Annotated in this window: 15 protein-coding genes; 10 read left to right on the forward strand and 5 right to left on the reverse strand. The window is 57.0% G+C overall.

The window, feature by feature from the left end; genetic code table 11:
- The first annotated feature begins 94 nt into the window (after positions 1–94).
- The 7 genes from O3S85_RS14655 to O3S85_RS14685 all read left to right on the forward strand — a co-directional run bounded on the left by O3S85_RS14655 (position 95) and on the right by O3S85_RS14685 (position 12,053).
- Positions 95–6,310, forward strand: a complete 6,216-nt coding sequence (locus O3S85_RS14655; protein WP_269541338.1) for a right-handed parallel beta-helix repeat-containing protein — start codon at positions 95–97, stop codon at positions 6,308–6,310.
- Between the two features lie 111 nt (positions 6,311–6,421).
- On the forward strand, positions 6,422–7,651 hold the full coding sequence (locus O3S85_RS14660; RefSeq protein ID WP_269541339.1) for an argininosuccinate synthase: 1,230 nt from the start codon (positions 6,422–6,424) through the stop codon (positions 7,649–7,651).
- A 100-nt stretch (positions 7,652–7,751) separates the two neighbouring features.
- Positions 7,752–8,573, forward strand: a complete 822-nt coding sequence (locus tag O3S85_RS14665) for an NAD(+)/NADH kinase (protein ID WP_269541340.1) — start codon at positions 7,752–7,754, stop codon at positions 8,571–8,573.
- A 147-nt stretch (positions 8,574–8,720) separates the two neighbouring features.
- Positions 8,721–9,482 (forward strand): hypothetical protein, encoded by a 762-nt coding sequence (locus O3S85_RS14670; RefSeq protein WP_269541341.1) that lies wholly within the window; start codon positions 8,721–8,723, stop codon positions 9,480–9,482.
- Positions 9,483–9,512: 30 nt separating this feature from the next.
- Positions 9,513–11,030: a YhjD/YihY/BrkB family envelope integrity protein gene (locus O3S85_RS14675; protein ID WP_269541342.1), complete on the forward strand. Its 1,518-nt coding sequence runs from the start codon at positions 9,513–9,515 to the stop codon at positions 11,028–11,030.
- A gap of 98 nt (positions 11,031–11,128) precedes the next feature.
- Positions 11,129–11,287, forward strand: a complete 159-nt coding sequence (locus O3S85_RS14680) for a small basic protein (RefSeq protein ID WP_269541343.1) — start codon at positions 11,129–11,131, stop codon at positions 11,285–11,287.
- 103 nt (positions 11,288–11,390) lie between these two features.
- Positions 11,391–12,053: a YceH family protein gene (locus O3S85_RS14685; RefSeq protein ID WP_269541345.1), complete on the forward strand. Its 663-nt coding sequence runs from the start codon at positions 11,391–11,393 to the stop codon at positions 12,051–12,053.
- Between the two features lie 3 nt (positions 12,054–12,056).
- Here the strand turns inward: O3S85_RS14685 and O3S85_RS14690 are convergent, their stop codons facing one another.
- The 5 genes from O3S85_RS14690 to O3S85_RS14710 form a co-directional block, all read right to left on the reverse strand.
- On the reverse strand, positions 12,057–13,361 hold the full coding sequence (locus tag O3S85_RS14690) for a BNR-4 repeat-containing protein (RefSeq protein WP_269541347.1): 1,305 nt from the start codon (positions 13,359–13,361) through the stop codon (positions 12,057–12,059).
- A gap of 2 nt (positions 13,362–13,363) precedes the next feature.
- The gene (locus O3S85_RS14695) at positions 13,364–15,163 is read right to left on the reverse strand and encodes a sulfatase family protein (protein WP_269541349.1); all 1,800 of its coding nucleotides are present in this window, start codon (positions 15,161–15,163) and stop codon (positions 13,364–13,366) included.
- A gap of 79 nt (positions 15,164–15,242) precedes the next feature.
- Complete coding sequence (locus tag O3S85_RS14700) at positions 15,243–15,482, reverse strand: DUF2442 domain-containing protein (RefSeq protein ID WP_269541351.1); 240 nt, start codon at positions 15,480–15,482, stop codon at positions 15,243–15,245.
- Position 15,483: 1 nt separating this feature from the next.
- Entirely contained in the window at positions 15,484–15,753 is a 270-nt protein-coding gene (locus O3S85_RS14705) for a DUF4160 domain-containing protein (protein WP_269541353.1), read from the reverse strand.
- Positions 15,754–15,845: 92 nt separating this feature from the next.
- The gene (locus O3S85_RS14710) at positions 15,846–16,562 is read right to left on the reverse strand and encodes an MFS transporter (protein ID WP_269541355.1); all 717 of its coding nucleotides are present in this window, start codon (positions 16,560–16,562) and stop codon (positions 15,846–15,848) included.
- A gap of 921 nt (positions 16,563–17,483) precedes the next feature.
- Between O3S85_RS14710 and gpmA the strand changes: the two genes are divergently transcribed.
- The 3 genes from gpmA to O3S85_RS14725 all read left to right on the forward strand — a co-directional run bounded on the left by gpmA (position 17,484) and on the right by O3S85_RS14725 (position 20,355).
- Positions 17,484–18,230, forward strand: coding sequence for a 2,3-diphosphoglycerate-dependent phosphoglycerate mutase (gene gpmA / locus O3S85_RS14715; RefSeq protein ID WP_269541356.1), 747 nt, complete (start codon positions 17,484–17,486; stop codon positions 18,228–18,230).
- A 103-nt stretch (positions 18,231–18,333) separates the two neighbouring features.
- Positions 18,334–18,861, forward strand: a complete 528-nt coding sequence (locus O3S85_RS14720; RefSeq protein ID WP_269541357.1) for a hypothetical protein — start codon at positions 18,334–18,336, stop codon at positions 18,859–18,861.
- A gap of 75 nt (positions 18,862–18,936) precedes the next feature.
- Positions 18,937–20,355, forward strand: coding sequence for a tetratricopeptide repeat protein (locus O3S85_RS14725; RefSeq protein WP_269541358.1), 1,419 nt, complete (start codon positions 18,937–18,939; stop codon positions 20,353–20,355).
- Positions 20,356–20,384 lie beyond the last annotated feature (29 nt).

Here is a 20,384-nt window from a genome sequence, read left to right on the forward strand (position 1 = left end):
GCTACGATATACTGGCTTGCCGCGCTAGAGCTAGTCTGGCATTATGTGTGGGTAACTCTCTTTACTACTACTGCTCAACGGAGGAAATCTCGCCATGAAGTATCTGCACTTCGCCTCGTTCTACCTGCTGCTTGCTGTTTGTATTTTGGGCTCAAGTTCGCGGGCAAATGCGCTTAGCCTCGACTCTGTCTCGCCGGCATATGGTCCAATCGGGACCGAGGTGACCATTGTCACCGAGGGCCTGGATAGCGGCGTTATTTACACGATCACGCTCAATGGGGTGGACCAGGGGGCCGTTGGCATCGCGGGCGACAACTTGACTTTCACCGTGCAGCCAGGGGCAAGCTCGGGCACCATTGAAATATTGGGAGACGGCGAGCGAGTCGCGTTTTTCCCCATCGCTTTTCGTATTGATCGGACCGTGGCGGGCGTGGTGGATTTTCCGTCCGGGTTTAATCCGGCGGGCTACAAAGTCTATTCGCTGGGCAGCGAGATGCGGCCTATCGCGGCGGATGGCACCTTTGCGACGCCGATTCGACAGGACGGGATGACCTTCGTTTGGGCGACCTTGACGGTGGAGGACCCCGCGCTGGCGGCAGTTGCGCTGGGAGGCGATACCAGTGTCAGGCTTGATGCGGAGTCGACCGCTGTCGCCATGATCTTCATCAATCCGATGCTGACGAGCATGCCGGAACCCTACCTCGAAACGGCGCTCAGCGCAATTGCAGGCCTGAGTGAAACCGCAGCCCTTGCCGACTACATTCAGAACCGCACCTTGGCTGGCGTGCAGTATCTCGACGATCCGCGCTATGATGAACTGCTCGGCAATGCACTGGATGCCGCGCTTCCGGCGGTCGCCGATGCCATTGAGGCGCTGCAGGCGGCGGAGCTTAATAGCGCGGTGAGCAAGACTGCGAAGGCGAGGTTTCAAGACAGCAAGGACTCGCCATTTTACTTTCGAGAACTGGAAGCGACCGGGCTGACGGATCCGGATAATCTGCGCATCGACATCACGCCGATTTATGAAGATCCGACCGCGCCCGAAGACGAACTTGTAATCACTGATTACAAGGTGTCTTTCGACAAAACCATAAAAGCATTTCTGGTGCTACAGGCCGACTATGTTCTGGAAATTCGTGAGATTAACCCCGCTTCGATTCCCGGCGGGCGCTCCGAAATCGCGGCGATGACGCCGAGCTCGGACAGCTACTTTTATGTCAACGACACGGCGGAATACTCCGGCTACAAGACCGCGGATTTGGCGACGGCTAAGCTGGATGCGCTGGAGATGATCGCCACTTACACAATGAAGGGCGTTGATTTGCTGACCGGCATTTTTTCAGCCGGTCCATCCACTGAAGTCTTCATGATTCCGGCCGATAAGAGCGCGGTTTACGCCATTCATGCCTATACCGGAAACTTGTATTATGGCCTGCCCGATGAACGTCAGGGAGCCCTGATCGATAACATCCAAGGCAATGCGCCGTGGCTCCAGGCCTCGTTTGTCAATTTTACTAATATCGTCATTGATGGGATTAGCATCATTATTCCCTTTGATGAATTCACCAGCAGTAAAGCGGTTGAAAAGGTGATGAGTTCTCTCTTTGCCGATGTGTCCAAAGAACTCTCTGCGTTAGCCTTTTCGGGAACATTTAACCGCGCGGCCTTGCTCGGCCTCATTCGCAAGGCGATTGAAGGAAGCGTCGAGGGGCTTATCTCGGCCGTGTTGGAAACCGGTATTAAAGAGTCCTTAACAATTGCTGCGAAGTCTGCCGCCAGCGGGCTCGATGTCCTTGGTAAACTTTCTTCCGGCCTCCAGGCGCTTGAACGCTTAAACGGCGTCATCGGGCTGCAGACGCTGGCGGTCGAGCGCGGGATACTGGTCGTGGGCAGCCCCTTTGCGCCGCGTATTCGCAACTTCTTTCCACAGGAGGCGCGCGAGGGCGATCCGCTCGCGATTGGCGGGTTCAACTTCACCAGCGAAGGCGAGGAAACGAAGGTCTTCCTGAGCATCGTCAAGAATACCACCGTCACCGCCGAAACCGAGATCGAGCTGGAAGTCGACGTGCCGTTGGAGGTTACCGCGATTCGCGAAAACTTTATCAACGCCGACCTGCCCGCCGATATCGATGACGCCACGCTGGCGACGCTGGCCGCGAGTGATCGCGTGGCGCTGACCATTGAGCGGGGTGACGGTCGCCGGACCTCGACGACGGGCAATCCCGCCCTGTTTCGCTACATCGACATCCTCGGGCCGCCGGTGCTCGAAAGCATGGAGCCGACCACAGTACAGGCGAATCAGCTGGTCACGTTGACGGGCGAGAGCTTGCGCGGGGAAAAGGGCCAGCCGTTCGTGGTGATCCTCGACGGCTCTCCCGCCACCGAGCTGTCCGGACTGATCCAAATTACGTCCGACGAACGCATATTAATGCGCGTACCAGAGGGCCTCGATAACGGCCCGCATACCATCGCGATTCGGGTGGGGGACCAGACTTCGAACGCGCTGAATTTCGCGGTGTCCAACGTATTGCCCAATCAACAGGGCGCGCAGGAGGGGGCCTCGGTAGCCATTACCAAACTGGACGCCACGGATAACATTGGCGATGGCGACATCACGGTCCTCGAAGCCTTCCGCATTATTTACGAGGGCCGCGGCGTGCAGCAGCGTCCTGACGGCGTGGAGGGCGGCAAATACGAGTCTGACTTCGTCAGTGAGGGCGGCGTCGGGCCGGCCTTCCGCAACCATATCGGCATGCACCCGACGATTTCTTTTTCCGAGGCGAGCAGCGTGGTGGTCAACATTGGTGACGATCTGCCGACCCCGACTGGCGGCGACAGCTGGGACTTGCGCGGGCTGACGCTCGACCTGCAGGGGGCCTCGCGCGACGCCTTGCTGCTAAACGGTGTTTCGAATGTGTTCCTCAAGGATTTCACGCTTCAGAACTTCACTGGCAACGGCCTTTACCTGAAGGCCATTTCCTCCAGCGGCGAAGATTTCTTCCCGTCCAAGAACCGGATCGAAGGCGTTGGTTTTAAGAACGGCGGTGGCTACGGCATCTTAATTGAAGGAGGCTCGTTGAACCAGCTGTTGCCCGGCGAGATCGACAACATGGCGATGGGGGGCGTCCTGCTGCAAGGCGAGGGGACGGAATTTAATGTGATCGGCGAAAACGATGACGTGCTGCCGGTCTTTGGCTTAATTACCAATTGCGGCGGCCACGGCGTGCATTTGCTCAATGTCGAAAATAACTTGGTGAAGTTCATTACCGCGGCGGGCAACGACGGTGACGGCTTCCGCCTCGAAGGTGCCAATTGTAAAGACAACCGCGTGGACGGCGTTTACACGGTGAGCCCGTTTGGCGCGGTTGAAAGCCTGAAAAATACCGGGCACGGCATTCACCTGCTGGAGGGCGCGAACAACAACTTAATCGGCGAGGAAACTTCCATCAGGTGGGGCTTTGGTGAGCGCAGCTTGATCATCAATAACGAAGGCAGCGGCGTGATGATTAGCGGGGAGGGCACCAGCCGAAACGTGGTCAACCACCTGAGCACGGGTGACGAATTTATCACCGACTCGAACGGCAATATTTTGAATTTGATCAACGGCGGCCACGCTATCGCGATCATGAATGACGCTTCGGATAACATCATCGGCAACCACCTGCCGCTGCGCGATCTTCACCTCGGCAGCGCGCCCAACGGTGCCGGGATCCTCATCGACGACGCGCACAGTAACGTGGTCGTCGGCTGCCATATCGGCACCGTGCATGGCGGCGGGCTTGATCCGTTTTACAGCTTCAGTGCGCTGAAATACGGCATCCATTTGCGCAACAATCCGACGGGGAATCTGATTGGCTTCAACGGGGAGCACACCTACACCGAGCGCAATGCGCTGCCGTTTCCGGAGAACGAATTCGACTTCATTCCGGAGCATTACCAGATGACGAATTACATCGGCAATTGCACCGAGGCGGGCATCTACATCGAAGGGCGGCAAGTCACCTCGGGCTCTTCGTTTGACCACGCCGACCCGCCCAACGAATTCGTCAATAATCACATTGGCGCCGGGCAGACTGAGTTCCTTGGCTTCACGGCCCCGCAATCGCCGCAGCCGAATAAATACGGCGTGCTCATCACGGGGGCGACCGCGGGCAATCGTTTCGGCAACGAGAATTTCGGCTCGGGCAACAAGATCATGCACAACACGGAGGCCGGCATTGCGGTTAAGGGCGTCGTATTCGCTGACGGCAATCCCGACGAGCGGCGGACTTATTTCTTCAATAATGACATCATTGCTAGCGGCAGCGAAATCTCCGGCGCCCCGGCTCCCGCACCACTCACGCAGACCCCGCAGGGCATCGGCGTGCTGATCGAAAATTCCGAAGGCTTTTTCTTTGGCGAGGCCGCGTTGACCTCGAACCGCATCAGCGAGAATCAGGTCGGTATTTATCTGGTCAACGGCGAGCAGAATTACATCCACGGCAACCAGATCGACGATAACCTCGTGGCTGGCATCATCATGCGCAATGAGATCTCCTCGGAGATCGGTGGGCGTGATGCGAGCCAGAGCAATTTCTTATACGGTAATGGCCAGGGCGGTGAAGAAGAGGGCGGCATTATCGTGGTTGATGGCGGAGATAACGCCATTGCGAATAACTTAATCGGCACGAACGACGACCCGACGCAAAACCGAGGTAACGATGGCCACGGCGTCCTGATCAAGGACTCTAATGGCAACACCATCGGTGGGCGCGATCCGTCGCTCGGCAATCTAATTTCCCATAACACTGGTAACGGCATTCTGGTGATCGGTTCTGGCTCGGGCGATACTCACATTGCCAGCAACATCATCGGCACGGACCGCTCTCGCAGCAAAGCGATGGGCAACGGCTTGAACGGCATCCGCATTGCTGGCGGCGCGGACAATAGCACCGTCGGCGGCGAAGTGACTTTTCTACTGGGCGGCACGCGGGTGACGAAAAGCACGGGCAATTACATTTGGCACAATGGTATTCATGGCGTGCAGGTGGATGACACCGTCGGCGTGTCGATCCTCAACAACAGCATCACGCACAACACGCTAGACGGCATCGATTTGATTGGCAGCGGCAATAATCAAATCAGCCCGCCTAATGAGATAACTTACAGCGCGGGCGCCTTCCATGGCACGGTTACCAACACCACTGAAGCGCCAGCCGGGAGCGTTGTGCAATTGTTCTCCGACGCCAACACGGACGAGGGCGAAGTGCTGATCGGGGAGGGCGTGGTCCGCGTCGATGGCGGCTTCACGATTACCCCGGCTGTGTTTCCGCCACCCTATCTCAACCTCAACGCCACGGTGACCTCCGATGCCACGGGCGACACCTCGGAGTTTGGGGGTTCCTTTCGCTTTAATCCGCCACCGCCGCTTGATGGCCCCAAGTTGGGCCTATTCGTGAGCAGCGAATCGGGCAATGATCCCGTTTCGATTGCCCTGAATTCCGACGCGCAAAACGCGTTGCTGATGGCGCTGGAGTTTCGCCCGGTCAACGCCGACTCCTCGCTCTACGGCATTGCGTTTACCGTGACGGGTGGTTTGGACCTCGTGACCCAATTGACAAACTTGCGCCTGGTGCGCGATTACAATATGGATGGCATTGCGGGTGCCGACGAGCCGGTGATTAGCGCGCTGGCGACGGTTGATCCGGAAATGGCAAACGTCTTCACACTGGGCTTCGAGCCGCAGTCCCTGCTCGATGGCCGTACCTACCATTATCTGGTTATCGGCGATTATCTGGGGACAACTGGCTTCAGCGGCGGCTTCAGTTATGAGGTTAGCGATGTGAGCCATGTGTTCGCCACGCTGACCAAACCCTATGGTTTGCCGACGCCGGTTTTCTTCGAGGGGGAAGTGCGGTCGGACAACTTTAGCTTTGGCGAAGACGCCATCACCGCTTGGCGTAATGCGGAGTTCCCGGGGGCGCCAGCTGAGTCAGGGCTGTTGGCCGACCCGGATGGCGACGGCGTACCAAACATTGTTGAGTTTGCCCTGGGGCTCGACCCGAATCATCCCGATGGCGCGGGTGTAAGTGTGAGGGAAGACGCCGAGGGCCGTTTGGAAATTACGTTCCAGCGCCCGCAATCCAGTCAAGGGGTTGGCTACTCGGTGGAAATCTCTTCCGGATTGGACGCATGGCTCAGCGGCGAGCCCTTTGTCGAAATCGTGGAAGTTATAAATAACGGCGACGGCACGGAAAAGGTGCGTGTGCGCACGAAGTTTAACGCTTCGGATCTTGATTCGCTGTTCGCCCGGTTGAAGATTAGCCTCTAGCCTCGATCGACGGGTGGAGAGGAAGCCCGCTCAATGGGCAAGCTTTGGGACGCCTGCCGTTTATTCTTGGCGGGGAGGGCATCTCACGTTTAAGTCGCGAGCTTCAAAGCTATGAAAATCGCTCTCGCATATTCAGGAGGTCTCGACACGTCAGTGCTTGTTCGCTGGCTCAAGAATCATTACGACGCAGAAATCGTCACCTACGCCGCCGACGTCGGCCAGGAAGAGGAGCTCGACGGCTTGGAGGAAAAGGCCAAGGCTACCGGCGCTTCCGCGCACTACACGCTGGACTTGGTGGACGAGTTCGCGAGCGACTTCATCTACCCGATGATGCGCGCCAACGCCATTTACGAGAGCCAGTATTACCTCGGCACCTCGATTGCCCGCCCGCTTATCGCCAAGGCGCAGATCGAAATCGCGCAAAAAGAGGGTTGCGACGCCGTTGCCCACGGCGCGACGGGTAAGGGCAATGACCAGGTCCGCTTCGAGCTGACCTTTGCTGCGCTCGCCCCCGAGCTGAAGATCATTTCCCCTTGGCGCATGGACGTGTTCCGCAAGGCTTTCCCGGGTCGCAAGGAGATGATCGAGTGGTGCCGCGAAAACAATGTCAACGTTGAGGCCAGCGCATCGAAGCCGTATTCGATGGACCGCAACCTCCTGCACATTTCCTACGAAGCCGGCATTCTGGAAGACACCTGGTTCGACCCGACCACGCCGGACAACAAGTCGATGTACAAACTGACCGTCGACCCGGAAGATGCTCCCGATGAACCTGAGTATGTCGAGCTCACCTACGAGCGCGGCGACTGCATCGCGGTCAACGGCGAGGAGCTAACCCCGGCCGGCGTCCTCAAGAAGCTGAACAAGCTCGCGGGCAAGCACGGCATCGGCCGCGTGGATATTGTGGAAAACCGTTTTGTCGGCATGAAGAGCCGTGGCGTCTATGAGACCCCGGGTGGCACGATCCTGATGCACGGCCACCGCCAGGTGGAGACCATCACCATGGACCGCGACCTCATGCACCTGCGCGATAGCCTCGTGCCGAAGTATGCCGAGCTCGTTTACAACGGCTTCTGGTATGCGCCCGAGCGTGAAGCGCTGCAGGCCTTCTTTGACGACAGCCAGAAGCACGTCTCCGGCGTGGCTCGCCTCAAGCTTTACAAGGGCAGCATTACTACCGTAGGCCGTAAGAGCGAGCTGTCCCTTTACGACGAGCACATCGCTTCGATGGAAGGCGTGGCCAGCGACTACAATCCGGACGACGCCAGTGGCTTCATCCGCTTGCAGGGTCTGCGCCTGCGCGCCCGCGCCATCAAGCAGCTCAGCAAGCTGAAGGTCTAGAAGACAAATTATGAAGTATGAATTATGAAGTATGAAACAAAGCATTCGCAAAGGTTTGCCCTTTCATCATTCATAATTCTGCATTCATAATTAACCTCCCATGCTCAAGCGCATTGCATTCGTTGTAAACAGTCAGAAGCCGCTTGCTGGTGAGCTGGCTGACTTTCTGCAAGGCGTGTGCAAAGAGCACGGTGTGGATTCGGTTCGCAGCAGTGATTACCCGATCGCCGAGGGCTACCTCGATGCGGCGGACGCCTGTTGCGTGCTCGGCGGCGATGGCACGATTTTATCGGCGGCACCGGAGTCTATGCGCTCCGGTGTGCCGGTATTTGGTGTCAACCAAGGCAAGCTGGGCTTTCTGGCCACGTATTCGCCGGACACCATTCGCGAGGCGTTTCAGGACGTCTTGCATGGTAAGTTCGACATCCAGAAGCGCTCTGTCCTGCACTGTGTGACGGCCGACGGTCAGCATTCTCTGGCCTTGAACGACGCCGTGATCAAAAGCGCCGATGGCCGTCGCCTGATAGGCCTGCAAGTCTGGTGCGAAGATACCCTCGTTACGGAATATTTCAGCGATGGCCTTATCTTCAGCACGCCAACGGGTTCGACGGCGTATAATTTATCGGCGGGCGGCCCGATCATCATGCCCGGTGCCGAGGTGTTGGTCATGACGCCCATTTGCCCGCACAGTCTCTCCAACCGCAGCCTCGTGCTGACGCGCGACACCGCGCTGACGGTCGGTGTGATGGAAAACGCCAAGGCCCAGGTCACCCTCGATGGGGCGCAGCGCTTCGACGGCGAGGAGTGCTTCCCGCTCAAGATTTACATCTCCCGCCGCGAGCTGCCGCTCTTGCTGCCACACGGTTACTCGTATTTCAGCATCCTGCGCCAAAAGCTCAATTGGGGCGGTGAACGGTGCTAGAGAGTGGCGTTGCCCACTCAGTTGCGCCTCGTGTTAAAGGCACTAGCTGACAAGGATTTACGGACTTTTTACCCTCAAAAAACTCTCGTGCCGAAATTCCTTTAGGCTTGCTCAGTAACACGTTTTAGGAAAAATCGGCACGCAAGAATGGGCGAATATTACATCCAGGAGCCAGGCTCGGACGAAGCCAAGGGACCTTATGATCCCGGGCGGATTGCTGATCTGATTGAAGCCGGCAAGGCCAGCGAAGAGACTCTCTACTACGATGAGGACCGCGAAGATTGGCTGCCCCTGATGGAGTGCCCTGAGATTCGCGAAGCCGTGAATCCCACCGCTAAGTCGCTCAGCCTGCGCCCCAAGGAAGTGGATGAAACCTCCTTGAACCGCGAGGACGAGCTGCTTCCCGCGATGAAAGTGGACGAAATGCTCGCCGCCGCCGAGGGCAACACCGACGAGACCCGCCACCTGAAGAAAAAGCACCGCGAGGCCGAGCGCGCTGCCGCGATTTGTTTGCCCGTTTTGGCGGTCATCATGCTGTTGGCTGCAATCACCGATATCTGGCCAAATGTGGGCGCGATTACCGCGATTCAGGAAGAGGGCGACTACGCTCTCCTGCTGAAGCATCCGTTACTGATCGTGGGCATTGCGGACCTGTTTTTGACGCTGTGTTGTATTCTGTCGGTCACTGATGCCTTCCCGATAATCCGGTTCCGCATGATGCTGGGGCTTGGCTACTTCACGTATATATTTTGGTCATGGGGCGATACGACGATGATGATCGCTGTTGCCTTGGGCTCTTTTGCCGCCTGGCTGAGCACGATCACGCTAAACCTCTACACCATGGTTTCCTGCGCCATCATCGGCATCTTTGGCATGGGCACGGTTGCGATAATGACGGTGTTAGGCTAGGGTATTTGTCGCGGCCCGGCCGCAATTTTTATGGACAGCGATAAGTCCAAATCACAACCATGGTGGCGCCGCGCGCAGGATGAAGTTAACGCGTTGCCTGGCTTGGTGCGTGATGAAATCTGGCACACGGGACACCTGGAAGACAGCTCGAACAAGGCCAAGTTTTTTGCCTTTCTGCGCGTGTTTGCGCTGACTTGGGATGGCATCCTGAACAACCGCATTCCGAGCCAGGCGGCAGCGCTCAGCTACTACACACTCATCGCGCTGGGACCGCTGATCGCTATTGGCATCATGATCTCCGGATTCGTCATGCCGGATGGCGGGCGCGACAAGATTGCGGATAAAATCACCGAGGCGGTGTATTTCGTCGTCCCTTCGGCGAATCAGGCTGGGGATACAAATGTGATCACCGTGCCCGAGGACGACGCCAAGCCGGGCGAGGTTGCCGAGGGCGAGACGCTCGAAAAACAAGAGGCGGAGGACGATATCGAGGCGGTCATTGATTACTTGGTCGATAATTCGCGATCCAGCACGATCGGGATATTAGGCTCGGTGATGCTGATCTTTATCAGCATTCAGTTGCTCTCAACCATCGAGAAAACCTTCAATTCGATCTGGGGCGTGAAGCAGGGCAGGTCGTTGATTCAGCAGTTTGTCTTTTACTGGGCGATTATCTCGTTGGGCGCGGTCGTGGCCGTGGCCTTGACGTTCGGCTTATACGGAAAAATCGCCTCAACCTTCGACAGTTTACCCTTGGGTAATCTCTTCCAGGAATCCTTTTTGGCGCTGACGCCGGTTTTCATTTTCATCCTCACGGTGCTGCTGTTGACGCTGTTTATCCGCTTCATGCCCAATGCGACGGTAAACTGGAAACCCGCCATCCTGGGGGCTTTGGTTGTCGCGGGCCTGCTTTACCTGAACCAATCCGTCGGCTTCCTCTACATAGGTTTTGTGGTTCGCCAAAAGAGTCTCTTTGGCGCGGTGGGCATCCTGCCGGTGCTGCTCTTTGGGCTGTTTATCTTTTGGCTGTTTCTGCTGCTGGGGGGGCAAGTTACGTATGCGATCCAGAACGCCAACCGCCTGACGCACCAGCGTGCTTGGGAAAACAACAGCCGTCGCACGCGCGAGCTGCTCGCCATCGCCGTTTACACGATCATTGCCCGCCGCTTCGAGAATTGCGAGCCGCCACTCTCGGTAGACGAGCTTAGTGAGCGCATTCGCGTGCCGATCAATACGCTCAACCACACCATTTCTGATTTGATCGAAGTGGGGCTGCTTAGCGTAGTCGAGCCCGACAGCCAGCACGACACAGTGCGTTACCAGCCGGGCCGACCGGTGGATTCCGTTACGCTGTCGGCGTTTAAAGACCGCCTTGAGTTAAAGGGTAATAACGAGGCCCTGCGCCTTCTCATCGACGCCGACCCCATCGTGCAGCAATACCAGGACCTCTTGCTCGACATGGCCGATGATCACCCTGGACGCGTTTCGCTTAAGGAGCTGATCTCGGATTCCGGCAAGCCCCGTGCCGCCGACCGACAGGTGTCCTGATAGCGGCTTTTCGAGTAATAATGCACATTTTTTCCTTGCCAGTTCGGCGCTAAGCGCAAATATCAGCCGTTTTTTCAAATTCCAACACACAGAGAATCATGTCTCAGCATCCAAGTTTTAAGAAAGGCGCCGCCGCTGCTCTCCGTAAGCGCAGCGTGCTCAAGCGTTTTGAACGTGTCGACATCCTCAAGTCCCGTGGACATTGGGAAGAAGGCGACCGCGTAACCGGTCTGCGTAAAACCAAGCCGAGCGAGTAAGACTTTCGTCGTATATCTCCTTTTTCGAGGCCCTTGCTAATCAGCGAGGGCTTCGTTTTTTTCGCGCTTGCGGGCAGGGCGTGGATGGCTATCGAATCGGCTGATGGAACCCGATTTTAGCCCTGAAGAACTCCGCGTGCTCGGCTGCCTCATTGAAAAGGAGCGCACCACGCCGGAGCAGTATCCACTTTCGCTCAATGCCCTCCGCCTGGCGTGCAACCAGAAGACCAGCCGCGATCCCATTGTCGACTACGATGAAGACGAGGTGACGCTGGCACTGGAGGCCTTGCGGGACCGCGGGCTGGTGTTCTACGTTCGCCAGAGCGGTGCCCGGGTAACCAAATACCGCCACGACGCCACGGATAAGCTAAACCTCCAGCCCGACGAGCTGACCCTGCTCGCGCTGCTCTTTCTGCGTGGACCGCAAACCGTGGGTGAGCTGCGCAGCCGCAGCGACCGCATGTATGGCTTTGCCTCCATCGATGCCGTCGAGGAAACGCTGCAACGGCTGATCAACTTTGAAGACGGCCCGCTGGTGCGTCTACAGACTCGTCGAACCGGCCAGAAAGAAGGCCGCTACGAACACACTTGGGCACCAGCCGCCGAGCCTTCACTGGTAGGTGAGGAGCCCGTTGAAGCAGTATCCGCTCCCAAGCCACAACCCACGGCCGATGATTCCGAGTTGCGCGCCGAGCTGGAGGCCCTGCAAGCCCGCGTTGCCGAGCTGGAAGCGCAGTTCGCCGAGTTTCGTCGGCAGTTCGAGTAAAGGCTACAACCACTGCCCCTCGCGCCACAAAAACGCTTCGCCGGTAAAGGTGCCTTCGGCCAGCGTGCCGTCCGGCGCTTGGCAAATGCCGTGAGGTCCCGGCCAACCGAAGAACAGCAGCGTGCGCGGCAGCGGTTGACCGAAGCGGTCGATTACGGGTCGCGGGTTATTGCAAAGGTAGTTGTCAGACGGGCTGATGCTCGCTTGTCGTGCCCACGTCTCGCCCTTATCGGCTGAGCGCCATTCCTGCAATTCACCGCCGCCGTAGGGCAGGGCAGTCACCGCGTCATTAACCACCAGCCAAGCAGTGAATGACTTGTCATCCGGGCGCTCCAGATGGGCGGCGTTCCAGGTATCGTTAGTGTCGGTGATTTTCGTGCGACGCCATTGTCCACTCTCGCGCCGGATAAACCAGAACGCGCAATCCTGCGGGCTGCTTTCCGAAAGGGGAACCGCGAGGCAAGGGCTGTCCTCGGCGTCGAAGCTGATCGCTGGCATATTGGTGAGCCGGTCGCCCGTATCCCACACGAGGCACTGCTCGGCCTGCTTGCGGTTGAGTGGGCGGGGCAACAGCTCGCCGTCGATGTTGCGCAGCTCACCGCTCGCGAGCTCTAACTCAGCATAATAGAGGTGACACCGGTTGCGGTGCCCCATCGAGCGACCGTAGCGTGGGTGCGGCCACAGGCGTTCATCCCAGTAGACGAAGGCCAGGCAAAGGCGTTGCCCATCCGGGCTGATCGCTGCGCTGTGGTAACTGCCCGCCCAGTCGTCGCCCGGGATTTTCGGATCGCGGTCAAAGTCAACCAGCGGCCTCGCCGGATGCCGCCAAGAGAAACCGCCATCGCTCGAAACTTGATAAGTCCAGTAGCCCATGTGCCCGAGGGGACGGTGAAACAGCAGGACACGCCCGTCGCGCAGTGGGAACACGCTGGGGTAGCTGATCGACGGGGCGACCGGCGGCGCGGGCTCCCATTGGGTAATGTCGAGCGGAGCCTTGGACACCACATGCACCGACTCGTGCGCCGTAATGTGGCAATGGTAAAGGGCATGGATACGCAGCTCGGCATCCAGCCAGATGACCGGTGCCAGGTGGTGATCGTAGGTCTTCACATCGCCCAGCACCACCGGCTCAGACCACTGTCCATCGCGGCCACGCTTGATGATATGCGGCAGCGCTTTGCCGCCCTTGGGATTGGCCTGATAAGCCGCGAAATACTCGCCCTCATGGTGGATGCACTGCGGCCCCATCCGGATGTCGTAGATCATCTTTTCGCTGCCGTGCCGCGCAAAGGAAGGAGCATGCGGCATAGCTAGGCGGCCAGAATTTTTTCAGCCCCGGCGGTGAGCTTTTCGTTCGTCTGCAAATTTAGCGCATCCTGTTTGGTCTGCAGCTCCTCTTTCGAGAGATTCGTGCTGCGGCGCTTGGTGGTCAGCTCGTAATCGAGCGCCTTCCATTCGCCGAACCAGTTGAGGTCGAAGATATCACTGCCGAGGGCTTCGAACTGCTGCTTTTGCGCGGCATTGGCGCGGGCCAGGTAGGGCTGGAGGGCGTCGTTTTTCAGCTGCTCCCACTGTCCGAAGGAGTCCTCTAGCGAGTAGTATTCATTCTGGATGCGGACGCGCTGGCCGTAGTCGCTACTGCGCAGGGATTCGTCGATAAAGGGGTCTTCAGCCTTGGCGAGCCAGGCGTCGAGCTCGGCCGCCATCTTGTCGCGAATTTTGGCGTGAGCCGGATCATTCGCGAGGTTCTTCATTTGGAACGGGTCCGCCTTGTTGTCGTAGAGAAACCAGTCGCCAAAGCGGTCCACGGCGTAGGTGTAGCGCTTGCCACGGACGGCGCGGAAGGGGTTGAAATCGCTGCGCTCATCGTCCATGAGCCGCGAGCGGTAGTAGTTGCGCTTGAAGTTGTTGATTATCAAAAACTGCGACTCCGGGTCGGGAGCGCCGGGCTGGCCGAGGAAAGCCTTGGTGAAGCCCTGCCCAGTGCAGTGCGCAGGCGCCTCAAAGCCCGCCAGGCCGCAGAGTGTGGGCACGAGGTCGATGGTGCCCAGGTTGTGCTCGGCAATCGCGCCAGCGGGCACCTTGCCCGGCCAGCGGACGATGAACGGCACGCGAACGGCCTCATCGTAGGGGTTGCCCTTGTTGTAAACGCCGTTGGAGCCGAAGGAACTGCCGTGGTCGCTCGTGTAAATGAGGATGGTGTCGTCGGCAATGCCGGCGGCGTCGAGGGCGTCCATCATGCGGCCCAGCTCGCGGTCGACGGCGCTGATGTGGCCGTGGTAGTGGCGGTAAAACTCGTGCTGCTTGGGCGTGTTTCGCTGCTTATCCTCGACGTTGGGGCGGTAGGGCAGGTTGTCGTCCGGGTAGAGCGCGTAAAATTCTTCGGGGGAGTCGTCCCAGCGCCAGTGCGGCGGGTTGAGCGAGAGCATCAGCATGAAGGGCTTGTCGCCGCCCGCGTTCTCGTTGACGAAGTCGATGGCCTGATCGGTCATGCCCACGGCATTGTAGCCGGTCACGGTTTTAAACGCCTCGCCCGAGGGGATGTCGCGCACCTCGGTTTCCCAGTGGTTGTCGCCGTAAAGCCAATGCTTGAACGTGTCGAAGCCGGCGTGCTGGCAGGTTTCGTTCATCAGGTGCCACTTGCCGACGTAGCCCGTCTGGTAACCGGCGTCCTTAAACATGTGCGCGATGGTGGGCGTGCTGACGCCGATAGCGTCCGTGCGGGTGACGGTGTCGTTGCTGATGTAGCCGCTCTGGTGTGGCCATTGACCGGTCAGCAAAATGCCGCGAAACGGCGTGCACACGGGCGAGGTCGCGCAGGTGTTGTCAAAGCGCGTGCCTTGCTGCGCGAGCTTGGTCATATTCGGCGCGACGCACTCGGGCATCTCGGTGAAGGGGAGGCTCTGCCAGCGATGCTCGTCGCTAAAGACAAAGACGATGTTAGGGCGTTTTTTAAACATGGTGGAGGCGGTGTCGCTGGTCGCGCTGGCCGTGCCGGTCGCGGCATTCGCCGACGCGCTTAGGCCCATGGAAGCCGCCGCCGCAGCGGGGCCAAACTTCAAAAAATCCCGGCGCTTCATGCCGGGAGTAACAGGGGATTCCTGAGACATGACTCAGGCAAATTACGCCATAATCAAACCATTGCGCAAGCGAAATGCGTTGATAGCTGCGACTGGATGGGCCAACCGATCAGGCAATCACTCTCGACTGCTCGAAAAGGGTATCGGGGCAAAAATCCTGTCCCTTAGGCCACTCGACCGTTCCCATGCTCACCCGCGCTTGCTGAAAATAGGATTTCTCTTTCAACTGAGTGAAGATACCTTTGTCTAAGTAAGGCGATACATCGAATTCTCTCCGCTCGCCGTTGGTGAATTCCAACAACAGGCAGTAATTCTCTTCAGGGATGACTTTTGTGACGCGTGGATTCATTTTATTTTAGTGGTTCGATTTTGAAGACTTCCTGTCCGTTTACGGCCAATTCCCAGTCGGCCATCAGCTCATCACGATGAATTTCGATCCATGCCTGAACTAATTTCATGCGGCTTTTCTGAATGCCGCCTTCGATGATCTCACCATCGGGAATCCCGACAACCGCCTCCTCACCCTGATACTTAACGTGGATATGAGGACGGTTATGCTTCCCAGTATCGAAGAAATACAGAGCCACGATAATACCGTAAAACATTGATATGACGGGCATGATGGTAGTTTCGTCGAAAATTCTCTTTTTTCAATACTATTCGCCGAACGTAAAGGTGTCTCGATTCAGTGGAGCGCGTAACTGAATTGCGACTACCGACTGGTTGGGTCTTTTCGCAATTCGTATTTCAATCTGCTGTGAGGCTTTATAGATTGAGAGATATAGCCCTCGAGTCGGGACTCGTCTGACGAATTAATGTAAATCTCTATTTGATCTTCGTTATACTCGACCACTGGGATTTCTCCAAATTCTTCCCTTACCAAGAATTCATTTAGTTCTTTGCAAATGCCTTCGACTATTTTCGCATCAGTTTCGTCGAATTCTCTTTCTGTTGAGCATGATATGAAAAAGTGTGTGCAGAATGCATACTCGCCATGCTGTTCTTCAGCTGTATTCCATTTCTTTCCTTTCAATATGCCAATTGTTGCTAGAATAGATGGGATGCCGAATGCGCAGAATCCCAGTATTGCGTTCCAAGGAGTCGCATCTGACTTCCTTTGGCTGGGAGTAAGCTCCATGCCTTCTAAGAAGAACGTGTCGATAAAATACCATAGGTAGGCGGCAGGGACACTTACCGTGATAACGAGTATCGCTTTCCCAAAGCGCTTAGAGTCAATTCCAACTAGAAGCCCAGACAAGCAGCATGCTGAAAAGACTACCGCCATTAAATAAGCAGCAGTTTTGTCTTCGGGTGTGCTAACTGTGGTGATATAAGGAAATAAGAAGATGCAGATGATTAACCAAGGTGCCAACATGAAGAAAAGCACGCGGCTACCGAATATTCGGAAGTAGTGGTGGTTTTCTTTCATTCGTTTCTTACCCAACAGCATTTTTAAAGCGACGAAAACGTCACAGAACAAAATGATGTTGTTGTGTTGCTTAGAGACAATAGGCCGAGAGCAGATACGCACTGCTGGAGGAAGTTGGCGTATGAACGAGAGGTTAGGCTTACGCACTCGTATAGTAAAGCGCTTTTGAACGAATCCAATAAAACGTGATAAGCCTAAAGGTGTGAACTTTCGATCACTCTCCGAGAGGCTTGTTGGTCAAGTGCCAAGATTCCGTATTCAGGGCAAAGCGGGTAGTGCTTTGGAAAGAATGACGGCCTGGAGTTACATAAAACAAGCCCTTGTGTTACACCAACTTACGCCCCCGAGTCAGACCAACACACGCACTTGTTCTGACTGAAGCGTCGGCGACGCTCCGGGGAAGTGTCGGCGACACTTCGAGCTACAGTCGGCGACGCTTGGTCGCACAGTCGGCGATACTTCGGCTACTCTTTTTACCTGTGGATGCGCGACTTTTCACCGCGTTTAATGTGTCAGGGATGGGGTGGTTTCGCAAGCATCGATGCGGGGCTGTTGTTGATTTATTGGCTGTTTTTGCATGCTGGGTGTCGTTGAGGTTTATGGAGTGCGCCAGCCCTCTGGCGCTTTAGGATTTTGCGGGCGGGGTGAGGATTTGCGGCTCGCAGTGATTGGTATTGGTTTCAGGTCGTGAGCTGCGTTGAAAATGCTAAAGCGGCAGAGGGCTGCCGCACTCTATAGCGGTGGGGCAATTTTTGCGGGGGAGGTGAGTCGGGTGGTTTTCCGGATGCATTCGGGGCGATCGGTGTCATAATGTTTTCTACTGTCGGGGGTGGCTGGAGCTTGGCCGAACTTTAACCTTTAACCTTCGGCGGTTCCCCGCCAATGTGGCCGTTCCTATTCACCACAACACAAGACCAAGACATGTATAAGATTGTTTTGCTGCGCCATGGCGAAAGCCAATGGAATCTGGAAAACCGCTTCACGGGCTGGACGGACGTCAACCTGACGGCTGAAGGCGAAAAGCAGGCGCGCGCCGCTGGCGAAGTCCTCAAGAAGGAGGGCTTTAAGTTCGACGTGGCCTACACGTCGGTGCTCACCCGCGCGATCCGCACGCTCAACCTCGCTCTGGAGGAAATGGGCCTCAATTACATTCCCGTGATCAAGCACTGGCGCCTGAACGAGCGTCACTACGGTGCCCTGCAGGGCCTCGACAAGGCTGAGACCGCCGCCAAGCACGGCGAAGACCAGGTCAAGATCTGGCGCCGCAGCTACGACATTCCGCCGCCACCGCTGGAAGAGTCCGACGAGCGCCACCCGGCCAACGAGCCGCAATACGCCGACCTGCCCAAGGACGACAAGCCCGCCACCGAGTGCCTCAAGGACACCGTGGAGCGCTTCCTGCCTTACTGGGAAGTTGAGATCAAGCCGCAGGTCGCCGCTGGCAAGAGCGTAGTCATCGCCGCGCACGGCAACAGCCTCCGCGCCCTTTACAAGCACCTTGCCAAGGTGTCCGACGACGACATTATCGGCGTCAACATCCCTACGGGCATGCCGCTGGTTTTCGAGCTCGATGAAAACTTCGAGACCCAGAAGTTCTACTATCTGGGCGATCCGGAAGCGGTGAAGGCCGCGATGGAAGCCGTCGCCAACCAGGGCAAGGCCAAGTAAGCGCGTTTCTCGTTACAAATTTCAACGGCGGATGTCCAAAATGGCATTCGCCGTTGTTTTTCAACGAGTTGACGCCGCCGCCGTCATTGTTACCTTTTTAGCTATGTTAACCAAGCTCAGTCAGCTGTTTAAGCGCGATCCCAAGCCGGAAACGCCCGAGGAGGAAGTCCAGGGTGACGATTCCGAAGAGGGCGAAGATGAGCGCGTCTATGCCCGCGACGAGCGCGACACCAACTCCTGGCTCGGCGTGGGGCTGGATGGCGTATTGGCCGAGCGAACCGAGGCCGGGATTCAGGGCGAAATCGGCCCGCTGATCCCGGATATGAAGGCCCGCGTGCGCGACTGGGTGAAGTATAAGCGTATCAAGGTCAAGGTGTTAACGCCGCGCTGCTTCACCGAAGAGGGCGCTGCCGAGGTCCGCGCCTGGCTGGATGCGCATGGCTTGGACTATGTGGAGTGCACGCATGCGAAAGACCTGCACATGGTTGAGTTTTGGGATGACTACGCGGTGCAGGTCATTTCGAACCTGGGCGTGAGCGTAGGGAAATCTCCTCATCAGCTGGATGTTGTCCCGGCAGAAGACAGTCCCGAAATACCGGAAACCCCTGATAATGCTAACGTAACAAAATAATTCCGGCACCGTGGGCGTTTGAAAGTTGACGCCCTAGGTGATAAGTCTACCTTTAGAATTTTCTACCTATTCGATATGAGCGACACCCTTACCGAAGAATCCATCAACCAACTTGATCCACGCCTGCGCAAGCAAATCGAAGGCGCCCGTAAGAATTTGAGCAAAAACCCGTCGATCGTCATCACGGTTTGCATGAACATTCTGGAACGCCACCCCGGCTGCCTGGATCTGCGCAAGCTTTTGCGCCAAGCGCAGGAGCGCGCCAAGTCTGGCAAGACCAGCGGTATGAGCAAGTTTATCGGTAAGGTAACCAGCGCACCCTTTGCCCAAAAGGCGAAGAAGGGCATCGAAAAAGACCCGGTCGCCGTGATGACACAGGCCGAGAAGAGCATTACCGACAACCCGAGCCTGCCGTTGGGACACCGTCTGCTAGGCCAGGCTGCCGAGAAGCTGGAGCTTTGGGAAACCGCAGTTTTCGCTTACGAGAAATTGGTCGAAGTCGACAAGACTGAGGAAAACCAAATCATGCTCGCCAATGCGTTGATCCATGCCAAGCGCCCGAAGGAAGCCATTTTGATCGGTGACCGCATTCTCCACGCCAATGCCGCCTGTGAAGCGGCGCAGGAGCTGGTGCGCCGTGCATCCGTCGCCGAGTCGATGGACCGAGGCAAGTGGGAAGAAGAGGGCGGCTTCCGCGACAAGCTGGCCGACGAAGAAAAGGCGATCGAGCTGGAGCAGCAGGCCCGTGTGGTTAACGACGAAGACACGGTCGAAAAGCTCGTTGGCAAGAACCTCAAGCTCCTCGAAGCCGAGCCGGAAAACCTCACGCTTTACCGCGAAATAATCAACGGCTACCGCACGATCGGCAACTACACCAAAGCACTGGATTACATTCGCAAGGCCCGCACCACATCCGCCGGCTCGAGTGATCCGACGCTTGAGCGCATGGAGATCGACATGAATCTCTCCATCAAGCGCAGCGAAGTTGAAGCGCTGGAGCAGAAGCTCGAAGCCGAGCCGGACAACGAAGCCATTCAGGCGGAGCTGGTCGAGCTCAAGGCCCAGGAGCACAAGTTCAAGCTGGAGAACGCCTTGCGCATCGTGGAGAAGTATCCAAACGATTATGGCGCACGCTACGATCTGGGCCTCTTGTTCTTCGAAGAGGGCAATTACGACAAGGCGATGGGTGAGTTCCAGAAGGCCACTCGCAACCCAAAGGTCCGCGTGAAGGCGATCATGATGCTTGGCCGTTCGATGGCCGCCAAGGGCATTTACGATATGGCCGTTCAGCAGTTTGAGGAAGCCAAGAAGGAGCTGAAGCTCATGGATGAAACCAAGAAGGAAGTCATCTACGAGCTGGCCAGCGCCCACGAGGAAAACGGTGACATGGAAAAGGCGATCGCAGAGTACAAGATCATCTACTCCAACGACATCGGCTATCGTGACGTGGCGGACAAAATCAACAATTTCTACACTCAGAAGAACAACGCTTAAGGAGCGTTCTCTGCTCCATCTGACTTGAC

The sequence above is a fragment of the Cerasicoccus sp. TK19100 genome (assembly GCF_027257155.1).
Classification (GTDB): Bacteria; Verrucomicrobiota; Verrucomicrobiia; order Opitutales; family Cerasicoccaceae; genus Cerasicoccus; species Cerasicoccus fimbriatus.

What these genes read in the sequence shown, in the direction of transcription:
- O3S85_RS14660 (WP_269541339.1), top strand. Translation starts at nt 6,422, where the DNA reads ATGAAAATCGCTCTCGCATATTCAGGAGGTCTCGACACGTCAGTGCTT.
- O3S85_RS14680 (WP_269541343.1), top strand. Translation starts at nt 11,129, where the DNA reads ATGTCTCAGCATCCAAGTTTTAAGAAAGGCGCCGCCGCTGCTCTCCGT.
- O3S85_RS14690 (WP_269541347.1), bottom strand. Translation starts at nt 13,361, where the DNA reads ATGCCGCATGCTCCTTCCTTTGCGCGGCACGGCAGCGAAAAGATGATC.
- O3S85_RS14665 (WP_269541340.1), top strand. Translation starts at nt 7,752, where the DNA reads ATGCTCAAGCGCATTGCATTCGTTGTAAACAGTCAGAAGCCGCTTGCT.
- O3S85_RS14720 (WP_269541357.1), top strand. Translation starts at nt 18,334, where the DNA reads ATGTTAACCAAGCTCAGTCAGCTGTTTAAGCGCGATCCCAAGCCGGAA.
- O3S85_RS14725 (WP_269541358.1), top strand. Translation starts at nt 18,937, where the DNA reads ATGAGCGACACCCTTACCGAAGAATCCATCAACCAACTTGATCCACGC.
- O3S85_RS14675 (WP_269541342.1), top strand. Translation starts at nt 9,513, where the DNA reads ATGGACAGCGATAAGTCCAAATCACAACCATGGTGGCGCCGCGCGCAG.
- gpmA (WP_269541356.1), top strand. Translation starts at nt 17,484, where the DNA reads ATGTATAAGATTGTTTTGCTGCGCCATGGCGAAAGCCAATGGAATCTG.
- O3S85_RS14670 (WP_269541341.1), top strand. Translation starts at nt 8,721, where the DNA reads ATGGGCGAATATTACATCCAGGAGCCAGGCTCGGACGAAGCCAAGGGA.
- O3S85_RS14705 (WP_269541353.1), bottom strand. Translation starts at nt 15,753, where the DNA reads ATGCCCGTCATATCAATGTTTTACGGTATTATCGTGGCTCTGTATTTC.
- O3S85_RS14685 (WP_269541345.1), top strand. Translation starts at nt 11,391, where the DNA reads ATGGAACCCGATTTTAGCCCTGAAGAACTCCGCGTGCTCGGCTGCCTC.
- O3S85_RS14700 (WP_269541351.1), bottom strand. Translation starts at nt 15,482, where the DNA reads ATGAATCCACGCGTCACAAAAGTCATCCCTGAAGAGAATTACTGCCTG.
- O3S85_RS14710 (WP_269541355.1), bottom strand. Translation starts at nt 16,562, where the DNA reads ATGAAAGAAAACCACCACTACTTCCGAATATTCGGTAGCCGCGTGCTT.
- O3S85_RS14655 (WP_269541338.1), top strand. Translation starts at nt 95, where the DNA reads ATGAAGTATCTGCACTTCGCCTCGTTCTACCTGCTGCTTGCTGTTTGT.
- O3S85_RS14695 (WP_269541349.1), bottom strand. Translation starts at nt 15,163, where the DNA reads ATGTCTCAGGAATCCCCTGTTACTCCCGGCATGAAGCGCCGGGATTTT.